Here is a 19,490-nt window from a genome sequence, read left to right on the forward strand (position 1 = left end):
GAGGCAATAGATGAATCCAAACGACGTGACGAATAAAGGCGGCCACTTTATCCTAGAAGAAACACCATTTGAAAAAGTGTTTACTCCGGAAGACTTAACCGAGGAACATAAAATGATTGCCAGCATGACAGCAGACTTCATTAGCGGGGAAATCGTGCCCCATGATGAAGAAATCGAAAAACAAAATTTCCCTCTACTCATAAAGCTCTTAAAAAAAGCTGGGGAATTGGGCTTGTTAGGTGCAGAAATTCCCGAAACCTACGGAGGCAGCAACCTGGATAAAATAAGTGCAACCCTGATCACGGAACATTTAAGCCGCGGCTCCTCTTTTACATTAAGTCATGGTGCCCATGTTGGTATCGGAAGCCTTCCTATTGTCTTGTTCGGGACCAATGAGCAGAAGGAACGGTATTTGCCTTTCCTCGCTTCGGGTGAAAAGCTTGCAGCCTATTGCTTGACTGAGCCTTCATCCGGTTCAGATGCGCTGGGGGCGAAGGCCACTGCGGTCTTAAGTGATGACAAAACCTGCTATATCCTTAATGGGACGAAACAATTCATCACGAATGCTGCCTTTGCGGATGTCTTCGTGGTCTATGCGAAAATCGACGGGCAGCAATTCAGTGCGTTTATTGTAGAGAGAGGTTTCCCCGGGGTATCAACCGGCCCGGAAGAAAAAAAGATGGGGATAAAGGGTTCCTCGACCCGTCCGCTTATTTTGGAAGATGTAAAAGTACCTGTTGAAAACCTCTTGGGAGAAGCAGGAAAAGGGCATATTATTGCCTTCAATATCTTAAATATCGGAAGATATAAACTTGCTGCGGGATGCGTAGGAGCTTCAAAATGGACATTGGAGCTTTCCGCTGCCTACGCCAAGGAGCGAAAACAATTTGGTAAAGCTATAGCTGAGTTCCCCCTCATGCAAAAAAAGCTGGCAGAGATGGCCATTCAGACCTATGTCACGGAAAGTATGGTATACCGGACGGGAGGACTCATTGAGGCTGCGATGCAACAGCTCGATAAATCTACATCCGATGACAGCCAGAAAATAGCTAAAGCCATAGAGGAGTATGCTTTGGAATGCTCCATCAATAAAGTTTACGCTTCGGAAGCTCTAGATTTTATAGCGGATGAGGGTGTTCAGATTCATGGAGGTTACGGATATACTCAGGAATATAAAGTAGAAAGAATCTATAGGGACTCGAGAATCAATCGCATTTTTGAAGGAACCAATGAAATCAATCGCCTGCTCATTCCTGCAACATTGCTGAAAAAGGCGATGAAAGGTGAGATGCCTCTTTTTGCGGCAACGAAAAATTTACAAGAGGAGCTAATCTCCTATATCCCTCCCATTTTGGATGAAGAAGAAGCCATGGCTAAAGAAACCGCTTTGCTAGCTTGTTCCAAAAAGATTTTTCTCATGGCTGGCGGTACGGCGGGTATGCATTATCAGCAAAAGCTGGAAGAGGAGCAGGAAATCCTAGAAGGGCTTGCGAACCTAATGATTGAACTGTTCGCTATGGAAAGTGCCTTACTGAGAACGAAAAAAGCAATAGCAAGAGACGGGGAAACCAAGAGCAGACAAAAGATTGCCATGACCACAGTATATCTGCATGAGGCATTTGCCAGAATAGAGTCCATTGCCAAAGAAATCCTGACAGCGGTTTTGGAAGGGGATGGCCTGCTCATGCAGCTGTCGGTGCTGAAGAAACTTGTCCGGTTTAAATCCATCAATCTCATCCCAATAAAACGGGAAATTGCCCAAAAGATTATTCAACATGGAAAATATGTGACATGATGACTTCATGCGAGGCTGGTGTTCTAATGCCAGCCTCCCATCTTCTTCATTAATTTTTAAATCCCTTACTTATAGGAAGTAGGTAAAAACATGGCATCCAAAAAGGATTTAATTTATAAGGGTGCGCTGAAGGCCTTTTCCCAGTCGGAATTCAGCGAAACCACGATGGATTATATTGCGGAAATTTCTTCCGTCGCTAAGAGAACTCTTTATTATTATTTCAAAACGAAAGATGAGCTTTTTTTGTATGTGCTTGAAAAGGGAATAGACACTCTCATCCATGAGGTGGAGCAAACTATTCAAGGCACTCTTCCCCGTAATGAGATGTTAATTAAGCTGCTGAAAGTCCATTTGCAGTTTTTGGCAAGAGAAACCGAGTTATGCCAACTTCTGATGAGTAAGTTTTGGGGTACTCATCACATCCAGGACGAGGTGAGGAAACTCATTGATCGATATTTCTGCAGAATGGAGAATTTCTTTGGCCAACTCCAGCAGGAAGGCTACATATCATCACAAGTAAATATCCGCGCTTTAGCAAGCTCCTTGTTTGGAATGGTGATGTTTACAGCCTTGCGTGAAATTGAACGGGGCCATGAAGTTTATACGAAGGAGACTACGGCGAGTCTTATCATGCTTTGTAATGGAGTACTAAAAGCGGGGGATATAGCCTCTCTTCCTAATCCTAAATCTTGGGAAGAACCATAATGCAAACAGAAAGGCGGCAAACCCGGACAAGCTTCCGGACTTATGCCGCCTCTCGTTAGGCCCTGATAAAAGTAGTTGATCCGATTCTGGCAATGATCAAAGGCAGGGAGCTGATTACGGAGCGGAATGAGGGGGAAGGTACCACGTCTTTGTCATACTGGGCCAAATATTTGAAATTCGGAAAGAAAGCTTCATCCATCAAGTAAGCGGATTGGAGAGAACCAGGCTTACGCAGCCGGTTTAAATACATAATGATCATACCTTCAGGGGCAATGCCTATCCCATGACCGAAGTAGGCGCCATTTCCAAGATAGACGGCGTTTTCCCCTTGCCATTCTGGACTGGAATGGTCGGGATTCTTGAAATAGCGGATATCACCGGGGAGCGCATCGGATATCGGCTGTTTGGTCAAGGCCAAATCCTCATCATAATATCCATTCCAAAGGAACAATTTAGAGAAGAGTTGATTGAATGTATCTTCAGGGATCGATTGGAGGATCGCGTGGTAGCATACAATCATTATCGCAGTCGTACATTCAAAAGCATAAAATCTCCCATTGACGAAAATGTCTCGGATCCCTTCAGCAGTCGTAACATTCGGCCTGAGAAGAAAACCCCCGTTATCTGTACGGATCCAATACTGCTCGTTGCATCTGGATTCTTCGAAAACGGCAAAGGTAGATCCGCTATGACTCAAGGCAACTGCTGAAGAAACCAGGTTCTCCCGCAGCTTCAATTCAAAATATAATTGTTTGAAGGTTTCATAGCTATATAATTGTGGACTTCTGACCATTTTTCTTAAGACTAATCCTTGAAGCTGACTTAACCCCCAAGCGTGGACTAAACCGTGAAGGTTTGGCTGTGTTTCTCCGACTTTAAGCATGGCAACCTCCCGCACGAAGTACTCCTTCTACTCTATGACAGTAAGGGGGGATTGTGTCTATGTTTTTCAAAATCTCTTCTTGGCCTTGTTTTTAAGTCTGTCCCTTTATACGATTGCGTTCTTCCGTTAACTTTAGAAATAAGCCCTTATCCCCCATCTCCAGGCATCGATCGATTTCTTTATCCAATTCTGCCAGACGATGTTCCGCGACCTGCTGATCCAAATAAATTTCAGCTAGGATCTGAAACAGGATAGGAGCAGCAGGCTCTTCACGAATTTCCGGCTTAAATTGTTCCCGCACACTGCTGTACTGGTGGCTAAACATCTTCCCGCGAAAATGAAGGACAATGTAAATCCTTTCCTTTGTGCTATATTTTAAATCTTGAAAAGCTTCTTCTGCATTAGTGATTGTCTTGCTATTCCTGCGATACTCAAAAGGCACAGTTTCGGAGCAAACTGTGGAAATGATGATCGTTCGGTTGCTCGGATGAATCTTATCTGTAAAGTGAACTCTCTCCAGGATTTGATCATGCGAAAGAAGGAAGTCGAACAATTTTTTAACCTCAATTTTTTTCAATCGGTAATGATTTAGAAACCACCGAATGAATTTTCTCTTTTCTGATGCAGGTACCCACTTGCTCATTATGGTATCTCCCCCAAAAGCATGCTTTTTCTCGTTGTTAAATTGACTATTTCTAATTACTTCTATAGCTATACATGATTTCCTTTCTTTGAACAAAAGAAATCGTGGTCGTCCCTGGAACAGTACGTTATAATGGAAACATATTAGAAAATTTAGAATAGGTGGGGAGAGTAGCGTTGAAGAAACCATTGGATTTAGGTCATCGCATCCGTCTTATTGACGGCTACGATCTTGGGGTTGAAGGACGAACCGGTACATATGTAATCAATGAAGAACATTTAACGATCGTAGAAACGAGTGCAAGCCCTTCCGTTCCTTATATTCTGGAAGGCTTTAAACAGTTGGAGCTTGATCCGTTGGATCTCAAGTATATTATTGTCACTCATATTCACCTCGACCACGCCGGAGGAGCTGGGCTTTTGCTACAGAGCTGTCCCAATGCAAAGGTGGTCGTGCATCCTAAGGGAGCTCGACACCTAGCTCACCCAGAACGGTTAATTGAGGGAGCCAGAGCGGTTTATGGGGATCAGTTTGATAAGCTGTTCGATCCCATTCTGCCGGTACCGGAAGACAAGCTGATTACGAAGGCGGACGGCGAAACCTTAGAGATCGGATCAAATTGTACACTGCATTTCCTTGATACTCCAGGGCATGCCAACCATCACTTCAGCATTTACGACCCGGTGAGCAACGGAATCTTTACAGGCGATACCATTGGAGTTTATTATCACCTATTGGAAGACGCTGGGTTAAATTTCTGTCTTCCTTCAACTTCACCTACACAATTTAACCCAGAAGCGATGCTGCGTTCGCTGGACCGTATTCGCAAGCTGAATGTGGATCAGATCTTTTTCGGTCACTTTGGCGCAACCCGTCGGACTTCTGAGATCTACAGGCAAATAGAAGAGTGGCTTCCTGTCTTCATAAAAACAACGGAAGATGCAATGAACGAGGGGAAAGGGCAAGAGGAGGTCTTTGCTCGTTTGTATTCGACAGTTCAAAAGCATTTGCTTGATCAATCCGTTCCCCAGGACCATCCCGTCTTTGACATATTAAAGCTTGACCTCGACGTGTGCGCCATGGGACTTGTTCATTATATGGATAAAAAGAAGTAGCATAAGACAGGAATGAGAAAAAGGGGCAACGACATGCCCCTTTTTTTATGACAACGAAGTTACGGTGCCAAAGACGTCCGTACATCTCTTAGGATTTGAGCAAAATCAGGTTCGCTTGCGTCGCTCGGATAACCAGGAGTGTTCCGATTAGCTAGGTTATTGTTCGTCTTTGCAATGCGGGTGCTTAGCTCTTGATCTGTTGTAATGTATAAATTATAGGCGGTCAAGCCAGGTTCCTTGTTCATTAACCTTTGCCTTACTCTTTTTACTACCTCATCAGATGGCTCAATGGGGTCTGTTTTTGTGGATAGGGCCAGAATGATATCTTTTCCTTCTACGATCGCTACGGCTTCAGCGACGTTGTAGACACGTTCTGCCTCATTGGACAATCGCGTCGCTAAATCCCTAGCCTTAACAGAGCCATTATTGTAGGTGTAGGATCGATAAGAGTCATACTCTTTAACCAAGTGACGATCCTCGCCAGGGATTGTTTTTTGATTGGTCCTGACTCCATCATCAAAGCCGCACGCGGTTAGCAATCCAATGGACAAAATAGGAAGAATAAGTTTATGCTTCAGCCCAATCATGGACTTGCACCTCCTTTTTTACTATTTTGCATTAAGATCTGGAGGATTAGTCTGGGGATTTATGGCTGCTCACAAAATAGGTGATTACCGCGTGGCATATAACCATACGTATTCTCGAAGTCAACATACTATAGGCTAAGCATGAAGTTGAGGAGGGATAATAATGCTGCAGGATCCCATCTGTCACATGAAATATGCCACGTGCGAGGTTTCCTTAGTGGACCCGATAACGGATACGCTGTTGGATACAATACATGTTAGGCTGAGACCGAGCAGTGCAATCATCGGCCCAGATCGTTTAAGCATGTATGTAACCTATTTTGGCGCTGATTACGTGTCCGTTTTTAATACTATTAATCATGAGCTAGTCGCACAAATTGCTCTTCCTACAGCGAATACGGACGGGATGACCATAATCACTGACCAGCACAAGTTGTATGTCCTTGATCCTAAAACGGCTCAATGCATGGTTATTGATCCGGTAGTAAACCAAGTCATGACATCAGGGAACATCAGGGAATTATTCTCAGTAAATTCGCCCATCGGTATTCCGGAGCCGGAAGGTCGGTCGTCTTCCCGTATTTTAGATCCTACGATCGTTCAAGGGGACACCGAGTCCTTGGGTGAGCCGATAATCCCGAACTCTGACCCCGTTCCGGAGAATCTGTCAATTGCCAATATGATGCTGGAAAATGCTCCATTAGAATCGGAGCTGAAGCCTCAAGACCCATCCCTTTCCATCGATCTTCCACAGCTTTCCATCCCCGAAACTCCAATAGAGATGCCTACAGCCTTCGATCCTCAAAGTCTTTTGTCGTTACAATCAGAATTGCAGGCATCACCATCTTTAGGTGCTTTGCCTGACCTCGCTGTAAACGGGGAGAATGCTTTGGACACTTCAACGTTATCAGGGCTCTTGAATACCGGTACCGCCCAAAGGCGCCTCCGTGGAAATAGGAATACTGCGCTCTTACTGCAGCTTCGAGGCAGGATAAGGAATTTAAAGTTGCCGCCCGAAATGGCAAAAAAATTAGAAGATGAGTTAATAAGTGCAACAAGACATTTAAAGTCATTTATACGTAACATAAGACTTTGTGTAAATTTAAAGCTAATTCCATTCCATAAGGCTGCGCCAATCATCAGAATAGCAAAAAAAATGTTAAGTTAATTTTTGATTAGTAAAGCCCCCCCTTCTAAATGCAAACAAGAACAAAAGGGGAGGTCTTTATCTTTTTCTTAAATAAATTTAATTCTGAGGTTTAACATCGTCTTGATTTGTGGCGCTCGATAAAGGTCTATAATCGACTTCTGCAGCTTGAAACATCATATCCCTAAACTCATAGCTGACAACAACATCCCCAACATATTCAGTGGGCGATAATTGACCGCTTAGGTAAGCTGTTAGACGGTTATCTGTCACATTAAAAGTAATCTGATTCCCAAAATGCAAAGCAGAAAACCAGTTTTCTGGGGGGGAACTTACTTTTTCTTTAGGAATCGTATACTTTTTCTTACCATCGACAAAAACATCCATTTCCCCAGACTTGATTTTGGTTTTTACTGATTTCCATGTAATGGCTAAAGGATCGTCCACATAAACTTCCCGTAAAATATCACCCGTTTTAATTACATGGGCTTCAGTAAAGTAAATACCTTCTCCTGTACTGGTTGTCAGCAAAACAATTACTTCCATTTTCCCGTCATGATCCACATCGTTGTACAGCATTTGCTGGGGGCGGCTAACCGAGGATTTCCACAATGGAAACGACCGGACTTGATCGCCCACGCGCAGTTCGAATTTTTCGTACATCCCATCCCGTTCAATCGCAAAAAGAGCTGCCTTTGCTTCAGGCAAGCTAACGACTAATTCTGCAGTAGGCTGTTTTTTAGTAATGGTGACTGTCTGCGAAAGCTCGTCCCATTTCACTTCAGACTCCAATGCTTCTGCAACAGATCGAACAGGAACCAATACCCTCCCGTTCACCAGCTGTGGGGGAGTATCCGGATGAATTTCCTTATTATCGACAAATAGCTTGATCGGTTGAATGGCCCAAACCGTTTGGCCAAGAAGGAATAAAAGGGAAAATGGAATAATCCATCTTATCTTCATTTTCTGTCCTCCTAATATAAGCTCTTGTTAGTCTTTCCCAGGGTAGGGCAGTTCATTAGAGCAACAATCCAACGAACAATAGACTAAATATACTAAATTTACTGATTTATATCTTGCAAACGCATTCATTGTATTGTAGAATATCAATAAAGGACTATCATGAATTACAGGAGGAATACATATGCGGAAGATATTTGAGGCCATGGTTTGTTCGAATGAACAATGTGATGTGTGGTACCGTGTTGGGAGTCACTTTTTTTTAACCTGTCCTAATTGTAAGGTAGAGATGGTAAAAACGGAAAAAGAAGTAGAGCAGAAGTTAAAAATTGTATAATAGGATACTGACAGAGCGTATTATGCGTCTCTGTCATTTTTTTAATGGTCTATGAACCCTGGAAGGAGAGAGTACAATGAAAAGGCTGCCGGTTCTTGCCGAGATGGTTGGATTTTGGCGGTGTTATGGATGCCGGGAATCTTTTTGGGGACCCAGAAAGCATGAAGAAAATTCGTGCGCAGACTATTGTCCCACCTGTTTCGGTCAAAAGCAATTCAGGGAATTAAAAGAGCGCTACCGCTTGAAAAGGAAAAGATAGCCTAGAATCAAATGGAGATTCTAGGCTATCTTTTTTATTCTTCGCGTGTATTGATACAACGCTCGCATTCGTACATATAAGATTCGTGTTGTTCTTCGATTTGGCATCCGCACTCCACACATACTTTTCCAGGCAGATTACGATAAAATTCTAGTCCTAACAAGTTTCATCCCTCCGAGAGTTTATACTGTTATTGTATTATAACAGTATTATAAATGTTACTGTGTTATGTTACTATTTTTGAATTTTCATTCGACAAGCTAAATTGTTCCTACATTTGCTTTATCAATTGTTCCGCTTGCTGAATAGTCAATCCATGAAATTTGGGAAATCCGGAATCCTGTAGGGCAATAAACTTTCCATCCAGGTATGGGTAGACGCCTTGCCATCCACCTACAATGGTATATAGATCGGTGCCAGGCAGCTTTCTCAGAAAGCAAAGATAATTTCCTTCCGCCAAAGGCCCAGGATAAACCTTGTTTAAGGGATTGGGAGGTTTAGGCAGAGGATCAGTTCCTGTTGTGACGATGCGGATTAAGGGAGAAGATGTTCCCTTTAATGACTGTTTGACATGGAAAGTCTGCACGAAATTCACGAGCTTGAATTGCTCTACGGTTTGTCCCGTCGGATACTCCTCATCTGCGCTGTTTGGCCAACCGTACACTACAAGGGTGGATTGATTCACTAAATCTTTTTCATTTTTTACTGGCGTTGTATCCACCCGGATTTTGGAAATATCCACTTGTGCGTTTGCAGGAACACAGAAAACAAACAGCAAAAGCACGAGTGATAATAACCGTAGCTTCACATAATCATCCCCTTTATTAGGTAACTTTTCATTTTGTAACCTAGCTTTATTTATCCGCAACGATCTTGTTTTCATGCGCCAAGATCTGGAATTTTTATGGTATAATATAGAGAAAAAGCGAAAGCTTGGTGTAGCTATGCCGTTTACCAAGATTCTCGTTGCCCACGATGGATCAGAATTATCGGACGTGTCCCTAATGAAGGCCATTGCATTTGCCCGATGGGATCCTCGACTTGAGATCCATGTAGTCCATGTCGGAAATTATCGTCTATACCTAAAAGAGGTAATGCTAGCCGGGGAAGTTAAGCAGTCCATCACCATCCCTATTCTCGACCATGGGGAGGGTATCCAACGCAGAATCAAGGCATTGCTGACGCCTTTACCCAACCCCTGGCAAATATTTATCTTAAAAGGTTATCCTGGTCAGGTGATTATTCAGCATGCGAAACAATACCAGTGTGATTTAATCATTGTTGGCAGCACGGTAAAGAGCAAATGGCAAAGATGGCTGTTTGGAAGTGTAAGCTGGTATGTAGTACAGCAATCCCCTGTACCTGTCCTCCTTATAAAGAAGAAACGGAAGTAAAGGCACTTTCTCGTGAGTCTCCTCATGATCAGAATGAGGAGCGGAGAAGGGAGTATACTGGTTTTTGCAAATAAAAAAAGAGTACAGGTTAACCTGTACTCTTCCTTTTAAGAAACCTTTACTAACTTTTGGGTCTCTGTATGGGTCCCAACAAGAACGTCTAATTCTTCTCTTGCTTCTTCAATGGTTTCAAAAGCCTCAAAAAATTTCACCGGAATGTGATTAATGTAGCTGCGGTCACTTTCTTCCACAATTTTAATCTTACATTTGTTATCCGTTACTTTAACGATAGAGTAATTCGCAATGCGCTTGTCATAAAACATATAATCGTAAGATTCGACTAACTCGATCCCAGCTGTCGTAAGATCGGTTTGATAACTTTCCTTATTTGTTAAGACAATATAACTCATGCGTAACACCTCGTTTGTATTTTGTATACCAAAACCATTCTTTTCTTATCTTATACTAAACTAATAATTTTCGCAACATTAGGTTGTCCCCAAAATTCATCATTAACCACACTGCTTTACAGTTTATAAAGAAGTTATTTTTGTACTGAAAAAGGAAATAGAATAAAATAGGAGAAAACATTTAAAGGAGCTGGATCTTTTTGGACGCCAAACCTATCAGCGCTTCTAGAACCGTGCTTAATTCACTTGTTCTTCCGCCAGATACGAACCAATACGAAAATATCTTTGGAGGGAGAGTGCTCGCTTATATTGATGAAGTTGCTGCTATTGCGGCTATGAGGCATTGCCAGAAATCTGTCGTAACGGCGTCCATTGACTCTGTCGACTTTCTTAATCCCGTGAAGCGGGGCTATGCGATTCGAGTAGAGGCCTTTGTCACGTGGACCGGCCGGTCCTCTATGGAAATATTTGCCCAAGTATCCTCCGAGAACCTATTATCCGGAAAGAAGCAATTAACAGCTACTTCTTTTTTGACCATGGTGGCAATAGATGAAGAAGGAAGAACGATTCCCGTGCCGCCAGTCATTCCGGAAACTGAATTTGAAAAAGAACTGCACCGGACCGCGCCCCAGAGGCAACTGCAGCGGAATAAGCGCAAAAGCAACGATTACAGCAAATTGATTCAGCTTTAATAAAAATGACATAACTTGCCGTTTAGTCTGACGGCCAAAAAATCTAAGATCTGGACAAGATATAAAAACAACTCGTTAGAACAAGGAGATATCCATATGTCTCTATCCCACTTATTTAAAAAGATGGAACAGGTAGAATCCAAATTTCTCTTATCATCGGAAAGTAAATTCGATTCTGTTCAACACGCCATGAAGCGGGAAGGGGCGCTTCGCGTAGCTATCCAAAGTTTATCGACCTGGATTGCGCAAGCGAAAAAAGTCGGCGGAAGCGGGCACGAGCTATATGAGCAGGGACAGAGCCTTCGTCATCAACTAAAGCAAAAGCTGAAAGAAGCGTCAGCTGTCATTCTAGACTCAGTAAACCACCAGTATCAAACCAGCTTGACTGTGGAGCAGGTTATAGAAGAACATGATTGGTATTATTATCAGCATGGCATTATGAAGACCCTAGAACATTCCGGTATCTTGAATAATATCTTTCAGCAACTATTAACGGATGTCATCCCTCCGCACCCAAAAGATGAATATCCGGCAACGCGTTCCCTGCAGCGATCCTTTATTATTCACGCAGGTCCCACTAACTCTGGCAAAACACACCAATCGCTGGCAGAGCTTAAACGATCCGCGAAAGGGATCTACCTTTCCCCTCTTAGGCTGCTCGCCTTAGAAGTATTTGAACGATTGAATAAAGATGGGGTGCCTTGCGATCTTTTAACGGGGGAGGAGATGATTCATTCTCCCGGTGCCAAGCATTCATCCTGCACCATTGAGAAAGCCAATTATAATGAGCTATTCGACGTTGCGGTTATTGACGAAGGTCAAATGATTGGTGACTCCCAGCGCGGCTATGCCTGGACGCGTGCGGTTCTCGGCTTAAGAGCCCGGGAAATCCACATCTGCTGTGCCCCGGAGGCAGTCCCTTTGATTACACAACTGATCGCAGATTGTGAGGATCTCGTCCAGATTATCCACCACGAAAGGCAGACACCGCTCATTCTCCAGGATCATTCCTTTCGGTTTCCGCAGGACGTCAAGCGAGGAGATGCGCTCATTGTCTTTTCAAGGAAAAGAGCCTTGCAGGTAGCATCTCAGTTAACGCAATCGCAGATCAGTGCAAGCATTATCTATGGGAATCTTCCTCCTGAAACACGAAGAAGACAAGTCGATCTCTTTCTGCATGGAGATACGGAGGTCGTTGTCTCTACGGATGCGATTGGGATGGGGATTAACCTGCCTATTCAAAGAATTGTCTTCCTTGAGACTGAAAAGTTTGATGGGACCCAAGTAAGGGAGCTTACACCGCAAGAAATTAAACAAATTTCAGGGAGAGCAGGGAGGAAAGGGATTTATGACAAAGGATATGTGAATTCCATAAAGGATAAGGCGAAAGTTAAGCATAAGCTCGATACCCAGGATTCGCCCATCAAGGCAGCCTTTATCGCTCCCCATGACACAACCATTCTAGGCTTGCCTTTTGGAAGCCTAACTGAGCGCTTAAAGGCGTGGACGAATTATCAAGTTCAGGTACCCTATTTTCAAAAAGCAGATATCAGCGAGACCCTGGAGCTGCTTGAATTAGCAAGTGCCTATGAACAAGTTCTTCCACTGGATATCTTATATACAGCGGCTACGATTCCATTTAATTATCAGGAAAAAGAACTACTCAGCCAGTGGTTTATCTATCTGGACTGTTTGAAAATTAACAGACTGCACCTGCCAAAGCCCAAAAAGCGCGGAAATCATCTGAGTGCCCTCGAAACGTACTATAGGGCTATCGGTTTATATTATTCCTTTTCTAGTAATTTTGGATTGCCTTATGATTGGAGATGGATTAAAAAGGAAAGACGCCAAACCTCCGAACATATCCATGAGCAGTTGCGAAATCAATTACAGCCTTCTTACGTTTAAAGATGTACCCAACCTGGCTATACGTTAGGTTGGGTGTTTCTGTATTGCCCCCACCCTATCGGGCGTTTCCTGTCAAATCCAATGGGGCCTCTAGCGCCGCAAGCTGTTCATCCAAGTCCTTCATCTTCTTGCCAATTGCTGAAGAATAGATGTGAACCTCTGTCCCCCAAGTAGGGGAGAAGGTACCCACAGCTAACCACAGCTCATGAGTGGAAGGATGGATGAAATAATCGCCCGCATTGAAATTTGATCCACGCTCGGCCCATCCTTTACGGTGCGGTTCGGTGGGCAACGCTTCCAAAAACCGCTGTTTTTTCTTTTGTAGCAAGATTCGCTCTTTTTCAATCTCCCAATCTTCCCTATGATGCATATGTTGTCTATACCCCCGAGTATTTCATTTTAATATAGTATGGCAAAAAAACATGGATTTTCATACATCATCTTAAAAAAAAGGATAAAAATTCTTATGCACTTGAATCCGCAATCCGTTTTTATATAATATAAACTACAAAAGATCTGCCGTCATACTGCCTATTCCTAGGATTAAAGCAAACGCCATCTCGACCAGAAACATATAAAGAAGGAACTTAATCATGTATAACCTCCGTTCGGACATTCTATTAATCTATAAATATGCTCTAGTAGTCTATTACAGAACATCTGGTTTCTCATTTCAAAGGAGGTAATATAAGCTATGGAGATTGACCAATGGATTTCACAAATGAAAAAAAACCTTCAAGAAATTACTGGAGCTCATTTACTTCAGCTTCTTGCATCAAATGATCAGGTCATGGGGATGATTGCCAAACATTTTGCTGTCGTTTATGCCAAGGACAAGCTAGGGGATCGACTAACAGATGACATGGGTAGGGATGGTTGGAGGGGCGATGATCCTGATCAAATCATCCGGTTCATACAGAACAACAAAGAGATCTATCGGGACTATCTTATTCCAAAAAATCCGGTTATTTCTCATATGGAAGAGGAGTTTTTGACTCTGCCAGGCTTTCCGGCAGTTGTAGAGATCTTGGCAAAAACGGAAAATGTGAACCGTTCCAACGTAAGCGCCGTTTTAGCAGTGGCATCAAGAAGAAGCGATGAACTTAAGGTTGTTGTTGAGCAAATCCAGTTGCATTTTGAAAAGGATCTAGATCAGATCGCTTTATTTTTCAAACAGTACTTCGAAGAGGTTAAAGGATGGAGATTCAATAAGATGAACCGCAGGGAAAGCGAAGGCGGCATGGAGGTTATGAACAAAATGACGCAACAATTGGCTTGCTGGATCTTATTGGAGAGTGAAGCAGATGCTATAAAAGCATTTAAAGAGGTTGCAGAATAAGGCAGGCCTTATTTTGCAACCTTGGCTTTTTTTCTAAATTTCCTTCTTATTAAGTAGGCTTTTGCTTTTAAATAAAAAATTTTCCATATAATAACGAATAACCATACTGACCAGCAAAATGGTACCGGAATATAAAAAAAAGAACTTAAGCGAATCTGACATTTTGCCTCACCTCAATAGCATCCTAACCAAAAGAAGCCCACAGTAAACCTAAGCAATTTTGGAAATAGACCAACGAAAAAAGGAGACTAACATGAACCACAACCTACCGGAAGTTCTAGGCTGGAACCTTGAAAAGGTTTCGCAGTTAATAAAAGACAAAGAGATTTCACCCGTGGACTTAACAGAGGCATCATGGGAACGGATTGAACAGGTCAATCCTAAACTCAATGCCTTTATTACTTCTCTTCAAGACGAATCTATCACACAGGCTCGCAAATTAGAGCAAGAGATCCTTGCAGGCAAATGGAGAGGTCCCCTACATGGGATTCCCATAGGCTTAAAGGATTTGATCTATACTGCAGGCGTCCGGACTACCATGGGATCCGGCATCTATCAGAACTTTATTCCCGAATTCAGTGCTACTGCAGCCCAGCAGCTAATTGAGGCAGGAGCGATTCTCTTAGGAAAGCTGAATACGCATGAATTCGCCTATGGTCCATCCGGTGATGTATCCTTTTTCGGTCCTGTACGCAACCCTTATGACGTTACGCGGGTGACTGGAGGCTCCAGCAGCGGTTCGGGTGCTGCGGTAGCTGCGGGGATGTGTTTTGCCGCCTTGGGAACAGATACTGGCGGCTCCATTCGCATTCCTTCCTCCGCCTGCGGGATCATTGGGATGAAGCCTACCTTCGGCCGGGTGAGCAAGCATGGGGTTTATCCGCTTGGCTATACGTTGGATCATGTGGGACCGATGACAAGAACGGTACGCGACAACGCTATTGTGCTTAACTTGTTGGCCGGTTTTGATCCGCAGGATCCCTATTCCTTAGAACAGACGGCTGAAGACTTCACCCGACATATCGGGATCGACGTGAACGGGATGGTCATCGGACTTCCAGACAGCTTTTATTATGAACACGTGGAGGAAGAGGTAAGGACTGCTTTAGAGCGCGCGGCCCAAATCTTTGAACGCCTTGGGGCCAAGATTCATGAAGTCAAAATCGACTTATCGCAAGCTTCTTGGGCTCAATTAATGACTGTGCGCGGGGAATCTTATGCGGTCCACGAAAACCATGTGATCAACCAGCCTGATCGATTCCAACCGGAGGTTAGAACCCGTATCGAACTAAGCAAGGGCACAACGGCCCATGAATATGTCAAAGCACAACAGCTGCGGCTGGAGATCCGCCATTCTTTCCTGGAATCCTTTAAGCAGGCGGATGTACTATTAGCGCCGACTTTACCTATTCTACCACCGTACATCGGCCAACGGGAGTCAATCATCGATGGCTTTGAAGAGCCTACATTTGCGTCCCTGCTTCGCTTGAATGGACCTGCAAATCTAACGGGGCTCCCAAGCCTTTCCATGCCTTGCGGCTTTTCGAGGGATGGGCTGCCTATCGGCATGCAACTCATTGGCAAACCGCTTGATGAAGCAACTCTTTATCGTGTGGCAGCTGCTTTTGAGCAAGATCAGAAGATTCCTACCTTGAAGTGGGAGCTTTAGTTGAGCTGAATGTTATCAGCATTCTTCTCCTAAAAATTGAAAATAGCGGAATCAAGTTCCGCTATTTCCACCCATTCAGAAATAACATTTTTTCTCCAGCCGCTTAATGCGCTTTATAAATTCATCCTTCTCCTTTGCATTCTTCTTGCGCAGCAATTTCCAGCTCTCATAGGCTTTATCAGCATAAAACAAAGCTTTTTCACAGTCCTTATAGTAGTGCTCATAGCTTTTAGCTAATTCCGTATAAACTTCTGTCAGGAAAGGGGAGTCTCGCTCTGCCAGCTCCTCCCACAAAGCGGTCGCTTCATCCATGGATTTCGTCCGTTTGTACAAGGATGCTAAAGCTAGCTTTGCAGGAAGCCAGTCTTGCCCTGATTGATAGAAGAAGGCGGCCCGGTCTAAATCTCCTACTTGGTCAAACCAGCGCCCAATTTGATACATCTCCTGGCTGGAACAGAGAAGGTGGCTTTCCTCCAGCAAGAGGGAAGAGAGATGGATGTATAAGGAGATTAAGGATAGAACATCCCACTCATTGTGATTCAGCACCCCCTTGATAAGTTCAGGATTTTTTTCCCGCAAGAAATCAAAGTAGAGTAGGGGAGCCATGTACCCTGGCGTATCCTCTGTCCGGCTAAACTGAAGAATCTCTTGTTCAATTACGGATAAGCGGCAGGACTCCAATTGATCCTTCCAAAGACGTCTAGCCCCGTGAAGCAAATCATAATGTCCGAAGAGGGGAAGCTTAGGCACTAGATCACGCAGCAAGGTATGCCTTGTTTTCACTTGGGGCCAGTCAAAGGCCTTTCCGTTATAGGTAACAAGGTTTTTCAACTCCTTCACATCGTCCAAAAAAGCCTGATAGAAGGCTACTTCTTCGTGGGGTCCTGGGAGAAAAAACTGCTTCACCCTTACCTCATGGGCAAGAGCCCTTGCATACCCAAGAAGAAAAATGGTATTACCCGCTCCGCCATGCAGACCTGTTGTTTCTGTATCAAAAAATAGCAACTCATGGGCTTGTACCCCATGGGCTGATAAAGGATGGTTCCCTGTTTTTTTGTTCCACCGCTCAACAATCTCTGGGAGCTGCTCAAACGTATATTTTCCATGCTGGTGAACAAGTGGATAGCGAACTTCGCGAACCATAACATATTCCTCTTCGAAAAAGAAGGGCTTAGCCTGGAGCTGTTCCCATACCTCCAAAAAAGGAATCTCAGGGGCAGACACCGGGGGCTGGGATTCAGGAATACTTACCGCTTCTTTGGTCAGATGGGATTTGAAACGCTGAAGCTTATTCTTTAATGACAACGGTCTTTTCTCCCTTCATCAGCCGGATAAGCGATATAGCCAGCTCCTTTCCCAAATCCCCAGCCCCAACACAAGACGGGCACCCCTCTGTGCATGGGCAAGACAGAATCGCTTCTTCGGCCTCCCTCAGCACGAGATCCCACTCCTTATAGACCTGTTCACTCAACCCTATGCCCCCTGGGTATCGGTCATACAGAAAGATCGTTGGCAATCCTGAATGAATGGCTTTCCGCTGAGGAACCACATGAAGGTCCTGAGGATCGCACATCACAAACAGGGGGGCAACGTGCCGAAGAATATGGGCGAGCCCCATCAAGCCTTGCTCTACTTCCTTAGCACCCAAGCTGCGAAGATCTTCCTCCATCCAGCTCACCCAAGCCGCACTCGTGTGAAGCTCTTCTTCCGGCAGATGGATGGGACCGGAGCCGATGTTATCATGGGTTTCAAATTTGATCTTCTTGAAGATAGTAGCCATGGCATTGACGGATACATCACCATAGCCCAGCTCCCCTCGGGTTAGACAACTCGTCCGGTCAACCTCTAAAACCTTCAATTGGACAGCCAAGTTGGCATCCGTAAAATAGTCTACATTAACCTCACGAACGAAGGCTTTTTTCTCGTCAAAATCTAATTTCTCTACCTGGAATTGGATTCCCTGATGCAGATAGATCGCCTCTTCATGGAGCAGTGTCATGGCACTGAAACGATTCATTTCACCGATCACCTTAACATTGGCTACGTCGGTTTGGTCCACAATGATAACATTCTCCTGGGAGGCAGACCTGAGACTAATGTTATGAGCCGGAAAGGAATCATTCATCCAGTACCACTTATTTCGCTGAAAATGAAGAACCTGCTCTTCCGAAAGAAAATAAAGAATCTCTTCAATTTCTACTTCTCCAAACGTTTCTCCCTTCCGGAAGGGAAGCTCATACGCTGCACACTTAATGTGATCAACTAGAATGATCAGGTTGTCTGGATTGATGCGTGCAGATTCCGGGCTGCGGTCAAAAAAGTACTCCGGATGTCTTATGACATATTGGTCTAAGGGAGAGGAACCCGCAACCAAAATCACGACGGATTCTCCTTGACGCCGTCCCGCTCGGCCTGCTTGCTGCCAGGTACTGGCTACTGAACCAGGATACCCGGCCATTATGCACACTTGAAGCTGGCCGATATCTACCCCGAGCTCCAGGGCGTTGGTACTGACCACACCCATGATATCGCCGCTGCGGAGTCCTTGTTCAATCTCCCGCCGTTCTGTAGGAAGGTAGCCGCCGCGATAGCCGCGAATGGATTTGGGACCGAGTTTTTTTTGAACAAGCTGCTGAAGATAACTCAATAGGATTTCAACGCGCACACGGCTTCTGGCAAACACAATCGTCTGTATCCCTTGGCTTAAGAAGTTTTCTGCGAGAGCCCTGGCTTCCAATGTGGCGCTTTTGCGGATATGCAATGGCTGGTTGACTACAGGCGGATTATAAAAAATAAAATGCTTCCTTCCGGAAGGAGCGCCATTATTGTCCACAAGTCTCATCGACTGCCCGGTCAGCTGCTCGGCTAGCTCTCTCGGATTCGCGATGGTAGCGGAAGTGCAAATGAATTGAGGGTAACTGCCGTAGAAGGCGCAAATTCTCAATAGCCGCCGGATCACATTAGCAACATGGCTGCCAAATATCCCTCGATATATATGCAATTCATCAATGACGATGTAGCGCAGGTTTTCAAAGAAAGAAACCCATTTCGTATGATGGGGAAGAATGGCGGAATGCAGCATATCCGGATTCGTAATGACAATATTGCCGGCTTTCCGTACGACCTGACGGATATTGGAGGGGGTATCCCCATCATATGTATAGCTTTTAATGGGAATTCCCATATCGGCAATCCAATCATTCAATTCACTTTTTTGATCATGGGCCAAAGCTTTTGTAGGGAAAAGATAAAGTGCTCTAGTCTTCTCATCCTTAGAAATAGCTTGGATAACTGGCAGGTGATAGCAAAGGCTTTTTCCGGATGCTGTAGGTGTTACAGCTACCACGTTATTTCCTTCATGCACGCTGTTATAGGCTGTTGCTTGATGGGTATATAACGCCGGAATTCCCTTTCTCTCTAAAGAGTCACGGATTCGCGAATCAAGTTGTGCCGGAAAGGGTACGATTTGCGCCTCCCGCTCAGGCAATGTATGCCAATGGGCAATCTGCCCAGCAAATGCTTCATTTGATTTCAGCTGTTCCAAAAGCTCTTTCATGCTTAGCTTCCACTTCATTTCTACATCACCTCTATACCTTCTATTTTACGAATAAATGTTCGTTTCGTAAATCTATACTTTTTGATTTAAT

Annotated in this window: 21 protein-coding genes; 11 read left to right on the plus strand and 10 right to left on the minus strand. The window is 44.2% G+C overall.

Going from position 1 to position 19,490, the window contains the following annotated elements; all coding sequences use genetic code 11:
• Positions 1 to 10: 10 nt before the first annotated feature.
• Complete coding sequence (locus ABLT31_RS08050; RefSeq protein WP_367750515.1) at positions 11 to 1,795, plus strand: acyl-CoA dehydrogenase family protein; 1,785 nt, start codon at positions 11 to 13, stop codon at positions 1,793 to 1,795.
• Between the two features lie 90 nt (positions 1,796 to 1,885).
• Complete coding sequence (locus ABLT31_RS08055) at positions 1,886 to 2,500, plus strand: TetR/AcrR family transcriptional regulator (RefSeq protein ID WP_367750517.1); 615 nt, start codon at positions 1,886 to 1,888, stop codon at positions 2,498 to 2,500.
• A gap of 55 nt (positions 2,501 to 2,555) precedes the next feature.
• Here the strand turns inward: ABLT31_RS08055 and ABLT31_RS08060 are convergent, their stop codons facing one another.
• Together ABLT31_RS08060 and ABLT31_RS08065 are read right to left on the minus strand one after the other, a co-directional pair.
• A complete protein-coding gene (locus ABLT31_RS08060; RefSeq protein WP_367750519.1) occupies positions 2,556 to 3,383 on the minus strand; it encodes a protein-glutamine gamma-glutamyltransferase in 828 nt (275 codons plus the stop codon).
• 91 nt (positions 3,384 to 3,474) lie between these two features.
• Positions 3,475 to 4,026 (minus strand): YpiB family protein, encoded by a 552-nt coding sequence (locus ABLT31_RS08065; RefSeq protein WP_367750521.1) that lies wholly within the window; start codon positions 4,024 to 4,026, stop codon positions 3,475 to 3,477.
• A gap of 176 nt (positions 4,027 to 4,202) precedes the next feature.
• Between ABLT31_RS08065 and ABLT31_RS08070 the strand changes: the two genes are divergently transcribed.
• On the plus strand, positions 4,203 to 5,141 hold the full coding sequence (locus ABLT31_RS08070; RefSeq protein ID WP_367750523.1) for an MBL fold metallo-hydrolase: 939 nt from the start codon (positions 4,203 to 4,205) through the stop codon (positions 5,139 to 5,141).
• 59 nt (positions 5,142 to 5,200) lie between these two features.
• On the opposite strand, the gene ABLT31_RS08075 is transcribed toward ABLT31_RS08070, so the two are convergent.
• Positions 5,201 to 5,728, minus strand: a complete 528-nt coding sequence (locus tag ABLT31_RS08075; RefSeq protein ID WP_367750525.1) for a YhcN/YlaJ family sporulation lipoprotein — start codon at positions 5,726 to 5,728, stop codon at positions 5,201 to 5,203.
• A 163-nt stretch (positions 5,729 to 5,891) separates the two neighbouring features.
• Between ABLT31_RS08075 and ABLT31_RS08080 the strand changes: the two genes are divergently transcribed.
• On the plus strand, positions 5,892 to 6,896 hold the full coding sequence (locus ABLT31_RS08080) for a YncE family protein (protein WP_367750527.1): 1,005 nt from the start codon (positions 5,892 to 5,894) through the stop codon (positions 6,894 to 6,896).
• Between the two features lie 78 nt (positions 6,897 to 6,974).
• Here ABLT31_RS08080 and ABLT31_RS08085 read toward each other — a convergent pair whose 3' ends face one another.
• Positions 6,975 to 7,838 carry a copper amine oxidase N-terminal domain-containing protein gene (locus tag ABLT31_RS08085; RefSeq protein ID WP_367750529.1) on the minus strand — a complete coding sequence of 288 codons (864 nt, stop codon included), beginning with the start codon at positions 7,836 to 7,838 and terminating at the stop codon, positions 6,975 to 6,977.
• 181 nt (positions 7,839 to 8,019) lie between these two features.
• Between ABLT31_RS08085 and ABLT31_RS08090 the strand changes: the two genes are divergently transcribed.
• Positions 8,020 to 8,172, plus strand: coding sequence for a hypothetical protein (locus tag ABLT31_RS08090; RefSeq protein ID WP_367750531.1), 153 nt, complete (start codon positions 8,020 to 8,022; stop codon positions 8,170 to 8,172).
• A gap of 76 nt (positions 8,173 to 8,248) precedes the next feature.
• Positions 8,249 to 8,431 carry a hypothetical protein gene (locus ABLT31_RS08095; protein ID WP_367750533.1) on the plus strand — a complete coding sequence of 61 codons (183 nt, stop codon included), beginning with the start codon at positions 8,249 to 8,251 and terminating at the stop codon, positions 8,429 to 8,431.
• Positions 8,432 to 8,465: 34 nt separating this feature from the next.
• Here the strand turns inward: ABLT31_RS08095 and yhfH are convergent, their stop codons facing one another.
• Positions 8,466 to 8,594, minus strand: a complete 129-nt coding sequence (yhfH, locus tag ABLT31_RS08100; protein WP_367750535.1) for a protein YhfH — start codon at positions 8,592 to 8,594, stop codon at positions 8,466 to 8,468.
• 108 nt (positions 8,595 to 8,702) lie between these two features.
• A complete protein-coding gene (locus tag ABLT31_RS08105; RefSeq protein ID WP_367750537.1) occupies positions 8,703 to 9,239 on the minus strand; it encodes a hypothetical protein in 537 nt (178 codons plus the stop codon).
• A 73-nt stretch (positions 9,240 to 9,312) separates the two neighbouring features.
• On the opposite strand from ABLT31_RS08105, the gene ABLT31_RS08110 reads away from it, so the two are divergent.
• Positions 9,313 to 9,825, plus strand: coding sequence for a universal stress protein (locus tag ABLT31_RS08110; protein ID WP_367750539.1), 513 nt, complete (start codon positions 9,313 to 9,315; stop codon positions 9,823 to 9,825).
• Positions 9,826 to 9,932: 107 nt separating this feature from the next.
• Here ABLT31_RS08110 and ABLT31_RS08115 read toward each other — a convergent pair whose 3' ends face one another.
• Positions 9,933 to 10,235, minus strand: a complete 303-nt coding sequence (locus ABLT31_RS08115; RefSeq protein WP_367750541.1) for a hypothetical protein — start codon at positions 10,233 to 10,235, stop codon at positions 9,933 to 9,935.
• A 200-nt stretch (positions 10,236 to 10,435) separates the two neighbouring features.
• Between ABLT31_RS08115 and ABLT31_RS08120 the strand changes: the two genes are divergently transcribed.
• The gene (locus ABLT31_RS08120) at positions 10,436 to 10,927 is read left to right on the plus strand and encodes an acyl-CoA thioesterase (protein WP_367750543.1); all 492 of its coding nucleotides are present in this window, start codon (positions 10,436 to 10,438) and stop codon (positions 10,925 to 10,927) included.
• 96 nt (positions 10,928 to 11,023) lie between these two features.
• On the plus strand, positions 11,024 to 12,835 hold the full coding sequence (locus tag ABLT31_RS08125) for a helicase-related protein (protein WP_367750545.1): 1,812 nt from the start codon (positions 11,024 to 11,026) through the stop codon (positions 12,833 to 12,835).
• A 55-nt stretch (positions 12,836 to 12,890) separates the two neighbouring features.
• Here the strand turns inward: ABLT31_RS08125 and ABLT31_RS08130 are convergent, their stop codons facing one another.
• On the minus strand, positions 12,891 to 13,205 hold the full coding sequence (locus tag ABLT31_RS08130) for a hypothetical protein (protein ID WP_367750547.1): 315 nt from the start codon (positions 13,203 to 13,205) through the stop codon (positions 12,891 to 12,893).
• A gap of 324 nt (positions 13,206 to 13,529) precedes the next feature.
• On the opposite strand from ABLT31_RS08130, the gene ABLT31_RS08135 reads away from it, so the two are divergent.
• Together ABLT31_RS08135 and ABLT31_RS08140 are read left to right on the plus strand one after the other, a co-directional pair.
• Positions 13,530 to 14,174, plus strand: a complete 645-nt coding sequence (locus ABLT31_RS08135; RefSeq protein WP_367750549.1) for a hypothetical protein — start codon at positions 13,530 to 13,532, stop codon at positions 14,172 to 14,174.
• Positions 14,175 to 14,427: 253 nt separating this feature from the next.
• Positions 14,428 to 15,843, plus strand: coding sequence for an amidase (locus tag ABLT31_RS08140; RefSeq protein ID WP_367750551.1), 1,416 nt, complete (start codon positions 14,428 to 14,430; stop codon positions 15,841 to 15,843).
• 75 nt (positions 15,844 to 15,918) lie between these two features.
• Here ABLT31_RS08140 and ABLT31_RS08145 read toward each other — a convergent pair whose 3' ends face one another.
• Together ABLT31_RS08145 and ABLT31_RS08150 are read right to left on the minus strand one after the other, a co-directional pair.
• Positions 15,919 to 17,148 (minus strand): ribonuclease H-like domain-containing protein, encoded by a 1,230-nt coding sequence (locus ABLT31_RS08145; RefSeq protein ID WP_367750553.1) that lies wholly within the window; start codon positions 17,146 to 17,148, stop codon positions 15,919 to 15,921.
• Complete coding sequence (locus ABLT31_RS08150; protein ID WP_367750555.1) at positions 17,132 to 19,417, minus strand: DEAD/DEAH box helicase; 2,286 nt, start codon at positions 19,415 to 19,417, stop codon at positions 17,132 to 17,134. Before ABLT31_RS08150 ends, ABLT31_RS08145 begins: the two co-directional genes overlap by 17 nt.
• Positions 19,418 to 19,490 lie beyond the last annotated feature (73 nt).

The organism is Ammoniphilus soli, from assembly GCF_040813775.1.

Excerpts from the sequence above, each read along its gene's own strand:
- ABLT31_RS08075 (WP_367750525.1), bottom strand. The coding sequence starts at position 5,728 with ATGATTGGGCTGAAGCATAAACTTATTCTTCCTATTTTGTCCATTGGA.
- ABLT31_RS08130 (WP_367750547.1), bottom strand. The coding sequence starts at position 13,205 with ATGCATCATAGGGAAGATTGGGAGATTGAAAAAGAGCGAATCTTGCTA.
- ABLT31_RS08110 (WP_367750539.1), top strand. The coding sequence starts at position 9,313 with ATGCGCCAAGATCTGGAATTTTTATGGTATAATATAGAGAAAAAGCGA.
- ABLT31_RS08065 (WP_367750521.1), bottom strand. The coding sequence starts at position 4,026 with ATGAGCAAGTGGGTACCTGCATCAGAAAAGAGAAAATTCATTCGGTGG.
- ABLT31_RS08055 (WP_367750517.1), top strand. The coding sequence starts at position 1,886 with ATGGCATCCAAAAAGGATTTAATTTATAAGGGTGCGCTGAAGGCCTTT.
- ABLT31_RS08115 (WP_367750541.1), bottom strand. The coding sequence starts at position 10,235 with ATGAGTTATATTGTCTTAACAAATAAGGAAAGTTATCAAACCGATCTT.
- ABLT31_RS08050 (WP_367750515.1), top strand. The coding sequence starts at position 11 with ATGAATCCAAACGACGTGACGAATAAAGGCGGCCACTTTATCCTAGAA.
- ABLT31_RS08080 (WP_367750527.1), top strand. The coding sequence starts at position 5,892 with ATGCTGCAGGATCCCATCTGTCACATGAAATATGCCACGTGCGAGGTT.
- ABLT31_RS08060 (WP_367750519.1), bottom strand. The coding sequence starts at position 3,383 with ATGCTTAAAGTCGGAGAAACACAGCCAAACCTTCACGGTTTAGTCCAC.
- ABLT31_RS08150 (WP_367750555.1), bottom strand. The coding sequence starts at position 19,417 with ATGAAGTGGAAGCTAAGCATGAAAGAGCTTTTGGAACAGCTGAAATCA.
- ABLT31_RS08140 (WP_367750551.1), top strand. The coding sequence starts at position 14,428 with ATGAACCACAACCTACCGGAAGTTCTAGGCTGGAACCTTGAAAAGGTT.
- ABLT31_RS08095 (WP_367750533.1), top strand. The coding sequence starts at position 8,249 with ATGAAAAGGCTGCCGGTTCTTGCCGAGATGGTTGGATTTTGGCGGTGT.
- ABLT31_RS08125 (WP_367750545.1), top strand. The coding sequence starts at position 11,024 with ATGTCTCTATCCCACTTATTTAAAAAGATGGAACAGGTAGAATCCAAA.
- ABLT31_RS08085 (WP_367750529.1), bottom strand. The coding sequence starts at position 7,838 with ATGAAGATAAGATGGATTATTCCATTTTCCCTTTTATTCCTTCTTGGC.
- ABLT31_RS08090 (WP_367750531.1), top strand. The coding sequence starts at position 8,020 with ATGCGGAAGATATTTGAGGCCATGGTTTGTTCGAATGAACAATGTGAT.
- ABLT31_RS08135 (WP_367750549.1), top strand. The coding sequence starts at position 13,530 with ATGGAGATTGACCAATGGATTTCACAAATGAAAAAAAACCTTCAAGAA.